The organism is Anabaena sp. PCC 7938, from assembly GCF_049315035.1.
GTDB classification, from domain to species: Bacteria; Cyanobacteriota; Cyanobacteriia; order Cyanobacteriales; family Nostocaceae; genus Anabaena; species Anabaena cylindrica.
On the sequence record NZ_CP186034.1, the window covers coordinates 2,590,264 to 2,604,032 of the forward strand.

General features: G+C 38.1%; 11 protein-coding genes. 3 read left to right on the plus strand and 8 right to left on the minus strand.

All coding sequences use genetic code 11. The annotated features are described in order from the left end of the window. Nucleotides 1-43 precede the first annotated feature (43 nt). On the plus strand, nt 44-292 hold the full coding sequence (locus tag ACOWPH_RS11935; RefSeq protein ID WP_015215599.1) for a DUF5340 domain-containing protein: 249 nt from the start codon (nt 44-46) through the stop codon (nt 290-292). Between the two features lie 232 nt (nt 293-524). Next, nucleotides 525-1,676: a pyridoxal-phosphate-dependent aminotransferase family protein gene (locus ACOWPH_RS11940; protein ID WP_015215600.1), complete on the plus strand. Its 1,152-nt coding sequence runs from the start codon at nt 525-527 to the stop codon at nt 1,674-1,676. Nucleotides 1,677-2,114: 438 nt separating this feature from the next. Here the strand turns inward: ACOWPH_RS11940 and ACOWPH_RS11945 are convergent, their stop codons facing one another. The 5 genes from ACOWPH_RS11945 to ACOWPH_RS11965 form a co-directional block, all read right to left on the minus strand. After that, nucleotides 2,115-2,342 (minus strand): DUF2949 domain-containing protein, encoded by a 228-nt coding sequence (locus tag ACOWPH_RS11945; protein ID WP_042465138.1) that lies wholly within the window; start codon nt 2,340-2,342, stop codon nt 2,115-2,117. Between the two features lie 516 nt (nt 2,343-2,858). Next, nucleotides 2,859-3,386, minus strand: a complete 528-nt coding sequence (locus ACOWPH_RS11950; protein WP_015215602.1) for a DUF192 domain-containing protein — start codon at nt 3,384-3,386, stop codon at nt 2,859-2,861. 302 nt (nt 3,387-3,688) lie between these two features. Next, the gene (locus ACOWPH_RS11955) at nt 3,689-5,332 is read right to left on the minus strand and encodes an acetolactate synthase large subunit (protein ID WP_015215603.1); all 1,644 of its coding nucleotides are present in this window, start codon (nt 5,330-5,332) and stop codon (nt 3,689-3,691) included. Between the two features lie 156 nt (nt 5,333-5,488). Next, the gene (locus tag ACOWPH_RS11960) at nt 5,489-6,856 is read right to left on the minus strand and encodes an NAD-dependent succinate-semialdehyde dehydrogenase (RefSeq protein ID WP_015215604.1); all 1,368 of its coding nucleotides are present in this window, start codon (nt 6,854-6,856) and stop codon (nt 5,489-5,491) included. 337 nt (nt 6,857-7,193) lie between these two features. Next, nucleotides 7,194-8,813, minus strand: a complete 1,620-nt coding sequence (locus tag ACOWPH_RS11965) for an adenylate/guanylate cyclase domain-containing protein (protein ID WP_015215605.1) — start codon at nt 8,811-8,813, stop codon at nt 7,194-7,196. A 1,026-nt stretch (nt 8,814-9,839) separates the two neighbouring features. Here ACOWPH_RS11965 and ACOWPH_RS11970 point away from each other — a divergent pair. Further along, nucleotides 9,840-11,369, plus strand: coding sequence for a VanZ family protein (locus ACOWPH_RS11970; protein ID WP_015215606.1), 1,530 nt, complete (start codon nt 9,840-9,842; stop codon nt 11,367-11,369). An 87-nt stretch (nt 11,370-11,456) separates the two neighbouring features. On the opposite strand, the gene ylqF is transcribed toward ACOWPH_RS11970, so the two are convergent. The 3 genes from ylqF to ACOWPH_RS11985 all read right to left on the minus strand — a co-directional run bounded on the left by ylqF (nt 11,457) and on the right by ACOWPH_RS11985 (nt 13,693). Continuing rightward, on the minus strand, nt 11,457-12,338 hold the full coding sequence (ylqF, locus tag ACOWPH_RS11975; protein WP_015215607.1) for a ribosome biogenesis GTPase YlqF: 882 nt from the start codon (nt 12,336-12,338) through the stop codon (nt 11,457-11,459). Between the two features lie 47 nt (nt 12,339-12,385). After that, nucleotides 12,386-12,757 carry a glyoxalase/bleomycin resistance/dioxygenase family protein gene (locus ACOWPH_RS11980; RefSeq protein WP_042465141.1) on the minus strand — a complete coding sequence of 124 codons (372 nt, stop codon included), beginning with the start codon at nt 12,755-12,757 and terminating at the stop codon, nt 12,386-12,388. Nucleotides 12,758-12,958: 201 nt separating this feature from the next. After that, nucleotides 12,959-13,693, minus strand: a complete 735-nt coding sequence (locus ACOWPH_RS11985; protein ID WP_015215609.1) for a Uma2 family endonuclease — start codon at nt 13,691-13,693, stop codon at nt 12,959-12,961. Between the last annotated feature and the right edge of the window lie 76 nt (nt 13,694-13,769).

The window sequence follows — 13,769 nt, forward strand, 5'->3', positions numbered from 1 at the left end:
TCAACTCTGAATTAGACAAAATCTAAAATCTTAAATTAACTTCATGGAGCAACTTCCTTTACCTGCACCTATCCATTACGAACTTATACTTCAACTTTTAGAAAAGCAAACCATGAATGCAGTAAGTCAGAACTCAGATTTACAGCATCAAGTCAGTCAGCTAATTGTTACCCTGCGGAAAGCTGCGTCACAACAAAAGCGACTAGAAGAAAATTGTCAAGCTTCTGCTGTTACTGTTGACCACCGTTGGTCACTTAATCATCATGGCGGAAAAGTCATCACTCCCGATTAATACCTACTGAATATGTCACTCTCTCAGCTACCATAAATTGATGACTGGTTTGGTTTCAAATTCAGTCAGGTGGCCTTTGCTTCTTCAGTAAGACGTGTAGTGTCTTGCCTGTGTAGCTTTGATTAATCATCGCTGGGAGCAAGATGTGAGTAGATGAATATCTAAAATTTGCCATCAGATTTAACCATTCTCACACAATTTTGACTTTTATTTGAGTTTTAGGATAGACATAATGGATGACAAGTTGATGTTGATGATTCCTGGCCCCACTCCGGTTCCAGAAGCGGCTTTACTGGCATTGGCCAAGCATCCTATTGGACACCGCACCAGTGAATTCAGCAACATGATGGGTGAGGTGACTCAAAACCTCAAATGGCTGCATCAAACTGAAAGTGATGTGCTAATGCTGAATGTTAGCGGTACTGGTGCTGTGGAAGCTGGGATGATTAATTTCCTTTCACCAGGCGATCGCATTTTAGTTGGTTCTAATGGTAAATTTGGTGAACGTTGGGTAGAAGTTGGCCAAGCTTTTGGGCTAAATGTCGAAGCTATCACCGCAGAATGGGGACAACCCTTAGATCCAGACAAGTTTGCACAAAAGTTGCAAGCTGACACCAACAAAGAAATCAAAGCTGTCATTATTACCCACAGCGAAACTTCCACAGGTGTAATTAATGATTTGGTAGCTATCAACAGCCATGTTAAAGAACATGGTCAAGCTTTAATTATTGTTGATGCTGTCACCAGCTTAGGTGCTTACAATGTACCTGTTGATGCTTTAGGTTTGGATGTAGTCGCTTCCGGTTCCCAAAAAGGCTACATGATTCCCCCTGGCTTAGGATTTGTGTCTGTCAGTCCCAAAGCTTGGGAAGCTTACAAAACTGCGAAATTGCCAAAATACTATTTAGATTTAGGTAAATATCGCAAAGCTACCGCTAAAAATACAACTCCTTTTACTCCCCCAGTTAACTTAATGGTGGCACTACACACCACTTTGGGGATGATGAAAAAAGAAGGGTTGGAATCAATCTTTACTCGTCATGAACGGCAAAAAAATGCTACTCGTGCAGCAATGAAAGCCCTAAATTTACCATTGTTTGCAGCTGATGAATGTGCGAGTCCAGCAATTACAGCCGTAGCAACCCCAGGAATGGAAGCGGATAAAATTCGGTCATTGATGAAAAAGCGGTTTGATATTGCGTTAGCTGGTGGACAAGACCATCTGAGTAATAAGATTTTCCGTGTTGGTCACTTGGGTTTTGTGAGCGATCGCGATATCCTCAGTTGTATAGCCTCACTAGAAGTAGTTCTCTTAGAACTCGGCCATGAAAACTTCAATTCTGGCGCAGGTGTAGCCGCAGCAGCAAGAGTTTTTAGTAATTAGTGATTAGTGATTGGGAATATTTTTCTTCCTCCTGACTCCTAAATCCTGTACGGGCGAAGCATTCGGAAAATAGCCTTTGCCAAAAACTGATAATTGATCGCCCGAATGCTTCGCCCCTACTCCTAACAACAAAAGGGCGAGTTAATCAAATAACTCGCCCTTTTATTTTGGATTTCAATAAGTAAAAATGCTCAAAGCAAATTTTTCCATCTATCAAACTTTGCACAAGGCAGAGTCGATTTGACATACCTCAATTCTCCTGAAGTAGCTCAACCGTTCCACATTTAATTTGCATACAGTTATACCATTTTAGATTTTGGATTTTAGATTTTGGATTGGAATTCCTTTCTATATCTGAATTCTGTAGATCCATCTGTCGCCATCATTCTTCTTTTTGGGTATTACTAACAATGGATTTTTAAATTTTGAATTCCTTACCTATGCCGTTTCCAGCCAATCATAAATTTGTTCTAATTGCTCTAGAGTAATCAACCCGTATTGCCAAAGAATCATAGTTAAAGAACCTGGGTCTTGCTCACGGTGACGCAGCGCTACAGCAAGGGAAGCAGCGGAAATCGCCAAATCTTCTTGGAGAAAATTAATCAAACGAGAATATCTTGATGGTGCCATTTTTATCTCACCTCCTTGGGTAGAGTGTATTATCATCTATCGTTCCCTCTTTTCTTAGTGATCTAAAGCCAGTATTTTATGTGTCACTATGCTGTGACTTGATCAATAATTCAGCACAGCTTGTTTATTATTCCTCTCAGAGCAAATTAGATTAATTACTCTGAGAGTTTTTGCAAAAAAGTAACTTTCGTCTGGCTTCTTTGCCTAAATCTGAAAGTAGCGCTAACTCCTAGTCAAATTTGCTTCATCTTGTTTACTTCGTTGTGCTTGATGTAATTACACATCGAGTAAAAAAGATTCCATGCCCTATACTCCTCTATTGATGACTATTTACACTTATGTCAAAGGGAGGATTTTTCCAACTAAACTCTGAAGCCGGGATTTTTAGTTGGAAACTAGGCAAGGTTGATGTTATTAGCACTACAGCGAAATATTAACCTCTTAACTATTATTGTTACTATTCTACGGAATAGTTTTTTTACAAAAAATCTTCATCAAAACTTGATGGATTTTTCATAAAGTAAACAGATTATGAGGATAATAGATAACTAATTACTCAGAAGCACCAGACTTTAAGAATTTAATTTTGACCTGATCGTTTACCTGTAAGCCTAATTCAGTAGCTCGTCCCGCCCTAAGTTCAATTACTCGGTCTATTGGTACATTAGGCCCATAGGTGGGACAAGGCTGACTATTACAAGGAGGTGCAGCAGTTTGAATATACTTGATTACCCCATTATGGAGAAAGACCATATCCAAAGATACAGGTACATTCATCATCCAGAATTTAACCGGTTGTGCTGAAGGAAAAACAAACAACATTCCCCGGTCATCTGGTAAAGCAGGTCGATACATCAACCCCATCATCTGTTGTTCGGGTGTTTCTGCAACTTCTAACTTTATTTTTGTCCCCTTGGGAAGAGTCGCTTCAGCAGAAATTGGCAAATTTTGACCTTTAGGTATTGATGTTTGAATTTGGGAACCTGATGTCACAGTAGGAGGTTTAGCTGTAGTTGCTGGAGAGCAACCCATCAGTAAAACACTCAGCAATATAGGAAACAAACTTAGCCGACGCAACATAAGTAATTCAATTTTTACTCAATGGTTCAAGCGATTTCCTGCAAATTCAAGACACATTGTTTGAATAATTACGATTTTTGTGATTTAGATTTTGATTTTACAGAAATTTCAGAAAAATAGCCCGCTATTTTAAATTATTTTTTTGTAGTGAAATCCCCTAGAAAAAATCCCACCCCTGTTGAGGATGGGAAGTTTAACAGAACTATAACCAAAAGGTGGTGAAAGCCTTGATTTACCGTAGGGGCAATTCATGAATTGCCCCTACAGGGTTTCTTCGTCCTCGACTCGACTGTATGACATCACTAAATATCACAATGTAAGTCATCAGCTTTTTGAGTAAAGCGACGGTTCTCCCGATAATCTACGCGACAATCGATCACAGCAGGTACATCTTGACTTAGAGCTTCTTTAAGCACAGGAATTAAATCAGTTGCAGATTCAACTCGATAGCCTTTTAATCCCATACTTTCTGCGAATTTAACAAAATCAGGATTGCCAAAATGCACGAAAGAGGAGTTACCTTTACCAAATTGATTTTCCTGTTTCCACTCAATTAAACCATAGCCACCATCATTAAAAATTAAAGTGACAAAGGGTGTACCTACACGCAAAGCTGTTTCTAATTCTTGGCAATTCATCATAAATCCACCATCACCGGTTACAGCGACAACTTTGCGGTGAGGATTTACAAGTTTTGCGGCTAAAGCGCCAGGAATTGCGATTCCCATGGCGGCAAATCCATTAGAAATAATGCAAGTATTAGGACTATGGCAATGATAATGTCTTGCAATCCACATTTTATGAGCGCCAACATCAGAAATAACAATATCATCTGGCCCCATTACTTGTCGCAAATCATAAATTAGTTTTTGTGGTTTTATCGGGAAGCCGTCATCATTGGCATACTCTTCGTAATCAGCACGAATATTAGAACGTAAGCTAATGGCGTAGGGATTAGGTTTACCTTGTCTGTCTGCTAATCTTAAGATTTCATTGAGGGAATCGGAAATATCACCGACAATTTCTACTTTGGGAATATAACTACTATCAATTTCTGCGGAAGTTGCAGCTATATGTATAATGGGAATTTTGCTTTCAGGATTCCATTTTTTGGGAGAAAATTCGATTAAATCGTAGCCAATTGCGATGACTAAATCTGTATTATCAAAGCCGCAGGTAATAAAATCTCGTTGTTGTAATCCCACTGACCATAATGCTAATGGATGGGTATAAGGAATTACGCCTTTGCCCATGAAAGTATTGACAACGGGAATATTCATTTGAGTGGCAAATTGCGTGACGGCATCACTAGCTTGGGCGCGAATCGCTCCATTGCCTACTAAGATGATGGGGTTAACGGCTTGAGAAATTGCGGCGGCAGCGGCACGAATGCTGGCAAAAGAGGCATAGGTTTTTTCGCTATTATTCTTGTTCAAAGGTTTGCCTTCGACGGGCATAGCGGCAATATTTTCTGGTAAGTCGATGTGAACTGCACCGGGTTTTTCGGTTTGCGATCGCTTGAATGCCTTTCTCACGACTTCTGGTGTAATACTTGGCCTGACAATCTGCTTGTTCCATTTGGTGACTGGTGCAAACATGGCCACTAAATCTAAATACTGATGGGATTCGATGTGCATTCTATCTGTTCCCACCTGTCCTGTAATTGCCACTAAGGGCGCACCATCTAGGTTAGCGTCTGCAACACCGGTCATTAAATTAGTTGCCCCAGGGCCAAGAGTGGAAAGACAGACTCCCGCTTTTCCTGTTAAACGTCCATAAACATCCGCCATGAATGCTGCACCCTGTTCATGACGAGTTGTAATAAATTGAATGGATGAATTTTTTAAGGCTTCTAAAACATGAAGATTTTCTTCACCTGGAAGTCCAAAAACATATTCTACTCCTTCATTTTCTAAGCACTGTACTAATAATTCTGCCGTATTCATTTGATTTCCTCAAAAATAATACTGGGGACTGGGGATTGGGGATTGGGGATTGGAGAAGTGGGGAGGATGGGGAAGATGAGGGAGTTGAGGAAAGAATCTTTATCTTTCTTTCTGTCACCTGTCACCTGTCACCTGTCACCTGTCACCTATTCCCTATCATTTAACCCAAACAGTCTTGATATTCACAAATTCGTGTATGCCTTGAATGCTCAATTCTCGTCCGTATCCAGAACGCTTAATGCCGCCAAAGGGTAAGCGGGGGTCAGATTTGACCATGCTGTTAATAAATACTGCACCTGCTTCAATTTCTTGAATCAAGCGATCGCTTTCTTGTTGGTTGTTTGTCCAGGCACTTGCACCTAAACCAAAGGGACTATCATTAGCTAATTTAATGGCAGCGTCGAGATCGGGAACCCGGAATAACAACGCTACTGGGCCAAAAAATTCTTCTTGAGCAATTGCTGTATCTACTGGGATATCTATGATAATAGTTGGCGGATAAAAGTTGCCAGGAGAATCTGGGATAGGATTTCCACCAATGAGGACTTTTCCACCGCTTTTCACAGCAGTTTTGACTTGTTTGTCTAAATCCTCCAGAATATCGACGGTTGCCAATGGGCCTAAATCGGTATCTGGTAGCATGGGATCACCAACTTTTAGCGCCTGAAATTTTTCTAAAAGTAGTTTTTCAAATTTATCAGCAACTGCTTCGGCAACAATAAAGCGTTTAGCTGCAATACAAGATTGCCCACTATTTAACATTCGGGCTGTGACTGCGGTGGTAACTGCTGCTTCTAAATCTGCACTTTCTAAAACGATAAAGGGATCGCTTCCCCCCAATTCCAAGACGGTTTTTTTAATTTGTTTACCACAGGCCGCAGCTAGAGATGCACCTGCTGGTTCGCTTCCCGTCAAGGTAGCAGCTTTTACGCGGTCATCAGCCATTAAATCGGCAACTTTAGCAGCACCGATTAACAAAGTTTGAAATGCACCTGTTGGAAAACCTGCACGGTGGAGAATATCTGCTATTGCCAAGGCACACTGGGGGACATTGGAAGCGTGTTTGAGTAAGCCGACATTGCCAGCCATTAGTGCTGGTGCAGCAAAACGGAAAACTTGCCAAAAAGGAAAGTTCCAAGGCATGACAGCCAAAATTATCCCTAATGGTTGATAGCGGATAAAACTATGACTAGCATCGGTTTTGACTGGAACATCAGCCATAAAACCAGGTGCATTTTCGGCATAATAGCGACAAACAAAGGCGCATTTTTCCACTTCTGCGATCGCAGCTTTCAATGGTTTACCCATTTCCAGGGTCATTAATTTGCCAAAATCTGCCTTTTCTTGTTCTAAAATTATCGCTGCTTGTTGCAACCAGAGCGATCGCTCTGTAAAACTTGTCTTTCGATACTTTTCAAAAGCCTGCTGTGCCAAATCTAATTTAGCCGTAATTTCTCCATCACTCAGCGGCTCAAAGGTTTTGATAGTTTCCCCGGTAGCGGGATTAATGGTGGCTATAGCCATGACCTGACCTCCCGTTTAAAAATAGCTTGAGGTAGCTTCCTAGTGTTACACAGATTAATCACCGTAGCTACATCAGAATTTTAATCTTTCAATTCCGAGACAGTTGGTTAATATTACAAATTCGCAACTTAATTTAAAATAAAATATACAATTACTTGCGTACAAACACTTAAAATAAATAGTATAGAACTTACGCGTGATTTATGTAATCATTAACCACCAAAGACGCAGAGAACATCATAAAATCAGAGATTGGGATAGTTTTTGCGTAAATCCTAAATCATTACAAATTACGAATTACGAATTACGAATTACGAATTACGAATTACGAATTATATTAATTCATTCTTGTCTGATAAACCTTAATGAAACGATTAATACCTTTAAAACGATAATCTCCCATTTCCTGAAACTCCGAGCTTTGTGAGAGCATCTTATAAGTAACTTCACTAATCACACATTCACCAGTAGGACAGATTGCTTCCATCCTGGCTGCTATATTTATGGTTGTTCCTAATGCTGTATAGTCTACTCTTTGGGAACTACCAACATCACCCACAACAGCTTTACCACTATTAATAGCAATGCGTAATTGTAGAGGTTCGTACCAAAAATTATTAGCATTGAGATTTTGCAGACGATTCAGCATTCCCTTAGCCGCTGCAACAGCAAGGTCGGCATGATCTAGTTGTGTTTCTGGAGCGCCGAAAAATGCCATAATGCAATCCCCAATATACTTATCTAAAGTACCACCATAAGCAAATACTTCTTGTAGCATTTCCTCAAATAAATTGTTTAATAATTCAGCAATCTCTGTGGGTGTAAGTCGTTCAGAAATAGCAGTAAATCCCACCAAATCAGCAAACAAAATACTGATTTCACTTTCAGCAGGAGCCAATCGTCCATTCTTCATGCCTCTAACTGAGATCAACTGCTTTACCACTGCTGGAGAATGATACCGTTCTAGACGGTGACGAATCACCTCTTCAGTTCTGAGTTTATCTACCAATAACCAACGTTGAACACTAGAAGCAACAATATTTGCTAAAGCTGAAAAAAAGCTCAGTTCTTCCTCACCTTCTTGTTCCCAGCGGGAAGAATAAAGTTTACCGTCGGCATAAAGAACACCAACCACCTTATTTTCATCCCATAAAGGTACTGCCATGACACTCATAATACCTTTAAATAAAATACTAGATTCACCAGAAAAGCGTTCATCAGTTTGAGTGTCAGCACTTTGAATAGCCACTTTATCAGTAAATACTCTTTGGCAAATACTGCGACTAATCCAGTTACCATTTAATGGTAAAGTTTTCTGTTGAGAAATATCCTTAGTTGCCGAATTTATTAAATCTAAATAACCAGAACCATCAACATCAATTAATAATGCCAAGCGTTCCATACCATCTATATAACGAAAAACTACTTCTTGAACTTGAAAAAAAATCTCTTCAATAGATGCTGCTGCACAGAGGTTTTTAGCTATATCTACCAAATCTTTCAGACGGGCAATAACTTTATCTTTATTATTATTAATGTCATGAATATCACTAGCTTTTATCCATTGCTGTTGGAGTTCTTCAACATCTCGAAAAATAGTTATTTGTTGACCATTAGGTTCTGTAATTGGTACATATTGAGCGGGTAAATGTGACTCAGTTACGGAAAACATGACTGTCAATCTCACATTACCCAACCAAATCACATCTCCGTCACTCAACTCTTGGACCGAGGTAACAGGTGTTAGATTTACTTGTGTCCCATTTTTACTACCCATATCCTCGATAACCCACGTATCATCAATAGTTTTGGCTATGCGGGCGTGTCTACGGGAAACTCCCCCAAAAGGTAAAAACAAGTCGCATTCTGGCAAACGACCGATAATAAATACATCTTGATTTACTGAAACCGAAGTCTCAGTATTACCCTCTGTTAGGAGTAGTATGAGTTCTGTCATGGGTGTAATACATTTATACGGGCAGTTAGAAACACAAGTATTAAAGCTAACTTTTTTTCAGAACTTTTACACGTTTAGATATCAGACATCTAGTTGCTACACCAGTTTTAGGGATAAACCAGGCTGGGCTGATTGGTGTAAGTTATAACATTACCTTTTCTTTATGACACTGTTAACGGCATTACGACAAGTATAGCTGTATTAAATAGTACAATTCTACAAAAGAAATAATTTTATAGAGTGGGCATTACCCAGGAGCAAATAAACAGGGGATAGCCTACTCTCAGCCAACTACAACCTTTCCTCTCTGTAGACGTAGCAGGAAGCAGTTTTTCTTCAGTAAGACAGTACTTTATCTTCTGCCTTAGTTGATAAAAAAGTAGTAACAATTGTTAGTTGGTTGACCATGTTATTACATAAATTAATAATATAAAAAAGTTGTGATAATTAACTATAGTTAAATAAAACTGCAAGCATTTAATACCACTTCATAACCGGATTTTTTTGTAATTAAAGCTACAAAAATAGATTTTTTGAATGTAGTTTAATTTAAATATGCTGGTCTTGGATAATATGTAAGAATTCAGGAGTCAGAAAGAAAAAATAAAGAGGAAAGGGAGAGTTTTTGTATAAATCCTAATTTTATCTATGTAAGAATTCAGTGTACAGAATTTTTGATATAACAGGGAACTCTTAACAGAAGAGAAAAATATTCTTATTCCTTCTTTATCCTGACTCATGACTCCTAAATTATTACGATAATATTTATTTATCATAGAGGTTCACGACCACTTCACCTACCTGAAAAGTGCTGCACAACAGCTTATATTTACAGTCAGTCAATTAAAATGTGTTACTTATGACAATACTTTTACTAAAATACCTTCACTCTATAACAATGGGGCTATACAAACAAGGGCTACCCTCCTCAAACTCTCCAGATTTCAGCCCACGAAAGTGGACTTAGTTTGTATAGTCCGATAGTTTGATTCTGTAGGTCTTTTAAAAATTGGCAAAGGTATGATTATGACTCAAGATAAAAATCGAAAACATTTCTGTGTAAAATTATATCTAGTAAATTTGCTATTTGTAGTATTTAGCATTTTGGTAGTATCTGTAGCTACACTTTACCCGTTTAATTTTTCATTACCTCAGAGTTTTTCTAGATCTGAATTTTTTGCTAGTTTTAACAACGCCAGTTCTTTTCAAGATCAGGTAAATAATGTTTTATTATTTATGCCTTTGGGTTTTTGTTGTGCTAATTTACTACATCAATTGAAAATCAAACCAGCATTAAAAATTACTATAGTTTTTCTGCTGAGTGCTGCTTTATCTTCAACAGTCGAAGTTTTGCAAATATTTATTTCTTCAAGAACTCCAACTCCAGCAGATATCTTCAATAATACCTTTGGAGGATGTTTGGGTTTTGCAGTTTTTTATCTCTGGAATTATCAAAGTCTAAGTAGAAGCTTTTTGCAACTTCAAACTGGTAGTTTGAAACAATTAAATCAACGAATCACAGGCTTGATTTTAGCTTATATATTTTTAATTATACTGATTTCATCTATCTGGCAAAGCACAACAAACTTAAATAATTGGGATTTCAATTATCCGTTGATACTTGGTAATGAAAGGACAGGAGATCGACCTTGGCAAGGATATATTTCAGAACTTTATATTACTGATAAAGCAATATCAAATTATGAAGTAAGCAGAGGTTTAAATGATGCTAATTACTTTTCGAGCATCGGTAATTCTCTTTTAGCTAGTTATCAATTAGATAATAAATGTTGTGGTCAGGAAAAACAAGGAAATTCACCAAAACTATTATGGAAGGGAAAGCCTACAAATATACGGGAGGGTAAAGGCGTTTTTTTGAGTTCTAGCCAGTGGTTACAAACAGCCAAGCCTGTAAAAAATATCAGTAAAAATATCAGTAAAAAATCTGAATTTACTCTAAGTACTACTCTTGCAACTAACAATATTCAACAGACGGGGCCAGGGCGAATAATTTCCATCTCTAATAATTATTTGCGGCGTAATTTGACTCTTTCGCAACAAAAAGATTCTCTAGAATTAAGGTTGAGAACACCAATTACTGGGGAAAATGGCACAGATTTACAATTGATGATTCCCAATGTTTTTACAGACAAGGAATTTCACCAAATTCTCATGACATATTCTAGAGGAACCATTCAAGTCTATATAGATAATAGACAACGTTCTTACTCTTTCAATTTATTAGAATTGATTCCCCTTCATCAAAAAGTATTTTATTACGCTCTGACTTTTATTCCGTTGGGTGCAGTTTTAGCTTTGCTGAGTCTTTTTACCAAAAATAGGGTGATATTATCTCAGATATTGGTTCCTAGTGGCATTTTATTACCTTCTGTCATATTGGAAGTTATTTTGATAAATGAAAGTGATAAAAGCCTAAGTTGGAAAAACATTTTACTAGGAATATTATTTACATCAGGAACAATGCTAATTTTGAAAATGCGAGCAAATAGCTTAAAAGTCAGGAGTTCGGAGTTCGGAGTTCGGAGTTCGGAGTGAAAGCCACTTGCTATTTGATAGCACAGGGTGAGGTATGCCATATCTTAATTTTCATTTTGTACCTTATTTATTGATAATCTATTGTCATTATTGAGGTGGAGCTTCTAAAGGTATACTGCCTAAAAGTCCCTTGCGAAAATCGGTGATGAGAGTTCTTGCTGCACGTTCTACATCTCCTTTGTAGCGATGTTCTGCTAAGACTTGCAAATATTCTTCACCTGTATGAATAATGGAGTCAACTTCGTAGCGTGAAAGTAAGGGGTGTGCTGGCAATAAATGAGGGTGGGTTTCTTGAAGTTGGTTAACGATATCTACAAATGCTGCGGCTATGAGTTGATTATCGTAAGAGGCTTCACCAATATCATCACAAATGGCTAATTTGACTGCTGCGTCTTGATTTTCCATTCTGGAGGGAATGACACCGGGAGCATCTAGTAGTTGTAATTGATCGGAAATTCGCACCCAACGCAGTTGACGAGTGACTCCAGGACGCGCTTCACTAGCAACTACTCGTTTGCCTAAGAGACGGTTAATTAATGCTGATTTACCGACGTTAGGAAAACCTATGACGACAGCACGGACTGCGCGGGGTAACATTCCTCGATCTTTTCTGCGTTGATTAAGTGCTATTCCTGCGGCTTGTGCGGCTTTGGTGATAGCTGTGATACCTTGACCGTGTTGAGCATTGGTAAAGTAGGGGATTTGTTCTTGGTTTTTAAACCAGTCTGTCCAGTGCGATCGCACTTGTGGCAATATCATATCTAATCGGTTAATCACCAATATCCTTGACTTATCCCCCACCCATTCATTCATTTGCGGATGGTTTGTAGCTAAGGGAATACGAGCATCTCTCACTTCTAAAATCACATCTACCCGTTTTAGCTGTTCTTTGAGATTTTTTTCAGCTTTGGCAATGTGACCGGGATACCATTGAATCAGATTTAATTTGTAGTTTTGAGTTATTGACATTGGGGAATTGGGGAATGGGGAACTGGGAACTGATAATTATTTCTCAGTTACCGATGATGAGATTGATGTAAAATTAAGCGGTTGCCGTCAGGGTCGTAGGCATAAACTTCTTGACCGTGGGAAGCGGTAGAAATGCCTCCTGGAGGGGGATAGCCTAAAGATTGTAGGTGATTTATGGCATTTTCTAAATTACTCACTTCTAAACACAAACTAAGCGGACTTTTAGTATTTACTGCAAATTCTGCTTCATTATCTTTTTTGGGTTTAAAAATACCTAAGCTGAGGTTTGAGACTTGAAACTCAGCATAGACGTTGGAAATGAGGTTTTTTGGTTCTTGTTCTAGTAGCTGAATATAAAAATTCACCAAATTATCAAAATTTATCGTGGCAATGGTGATGGATATATCATTATATTGCATATTTATTTTTAGGGACATCCAAACGGAAGAATTCAGGAGTCAGAATCATATATAATATCGTGTCTGCCTAATCACTTACGATAAAATATCTGTGTCATACTGAGCGGAACGTAGTGCAGCGAAGTATCTCGGAGATTCTTCACTTCGTTCAGAATGACACTTTTAATCCGTTTTTAGTATATCAGAAAAACATAATTATTTCTAAATTGTATCTGGGTCAATTCCTAATTCTCGCAGTTTTGCTGCTAAACGTTCCGATTTTTGTTTTTCTTGTTCAGCAAATTCTTCAGGAGTGAGGATGATTAATCCTTCATTTGTAAAATAGCGCAATTTATTTTCATGAATACCTAAATATAAACTTAACTGCTGACTCCATAACCAACCTTGATTGTTAAATTCTAGAGGTTGATAAGTACCACCAACTAAAATAAAGCCAGCAAATTCTAAATTATTGGGGTCAAACCAAAAATATTCAGGGGTGCGAAAAATATCTTGATAAATTTGTTTTTTTAACCCTTTATCAATTGATACGCTTGCATCTGAAATCAATTCAATAATTATATTAGGATATTTACCATCTTCTTGCCAAACAACCCAACTTTTACGAGGATGGCGTTCTGCATTTTTGACTACAAAAAAATCTGGGCCACGAAAGTCTTCTGATTTAGGCTGACGGGAACTGTAATAAACAGTTAAATTACCAGAAGCGTAAAAATCATTGCGGTTTCCCCACCACAATTCTAAACATTGCAACAGCAGAATTATCTGGCGTAAATGTGAATCACTTTCTAATGGTGGTTCATTACTTTCTAACTCTTTAGTCGGAAAAATTACATCTCTTGGGAGTTCAAAATCTAATGGTGGTTCATCACTATATAAGTCTCCAGTCGGAAAAATTGCATCTTGTGGGAGTTCAAAATCTTGGGAGATAGACATAGCAGTAAATTTGAGGATATTTTAATTTTAGAGTAGCACGGAGAACTTACAAATTTTTCAATCCGTACTTATCAGT

Excerpts from the sequence above, each read along its gene's own strand:
- ACOWPH_RS11935 (WP_015215599.1), top strand. The coding sequence starts at position 44 with ATGGAGCAACTTCCTTTACCTGCACCTATCCATTACGAACTTATACTT.
- ACOWPH_RS11965 (WP_015215605.1), bottom strand. The coding sequence starts at position 8,813 with ATGACAGAACTCATACTACTCCTAACAGAGGGTAATACTGAGACTTCG.
- ACOWPH_RS11955 (WP_015215603.1), bottom strand. The coding sequence starts at position 5,332 with ATGAATACGGCAGAATTATTAGTACAGTGCTTAGAAAATGAAGGAGTA.
- ACOWPH_RS11945 (WP_042465138.1), bottom strand. The coding sequence starts at position 2,342 with ATGATAATACACTCTACCCAAGGAGGTGAGATAAAAATGGCACCATCA.
- ACOWPH_RS11960 (WP_015215604.1), bottom strand. The coding sequence starts at position 6,856 with ATGGCTATAGCCACCATTAATCCCGCTACCGGGGAAACTATCAAAACC.
- ACOWPH_RS11940 (WP_015215600.1), top strand. The coding sequence starts at position 525 with ATGGATGACAAGTTGATGTTGATGATTCCTGGCCCCACTCCGGTTCCA.
- ACOWPH_RS11950 (WP_015215602.1), bottom strand. The coding sequence starts at position 3,386 with ATGTTGCGTCGGCTAAGTTTGTTTCCTATATTGCTGAGTGTTTTACTG.
- ACOWPH_RS11985 (WP_015215609.1), bottom strand. The coding sequence starts at position 13,693 with ATGTCTATCTCCCAAGATTTTGAACTCCCACAAGATGCAATTTTTCCG.
- ylqF (WP_015215607.1), bottom strand. The coding sequence starts at position 12,338 with ATGTCAATAACTCAAAACTACAAATTAAATCTGATTCAATGGTATCCC.
- ACOWPH_RS11970 (WP_015215606.1), top strand. The coding sequence starts at position 9,840 with ATGACTCAAGATAAAAATCGAAAACATTTCTGTGTAAAATTATATCTA.
- ACOWPH_RS11980 (WP_042465141.1), bottom strand. The coding sequence starts at position 12,757 with ATGCAATATAATGATATATCCATCACCATTGCCACGATAAATTTTGAT.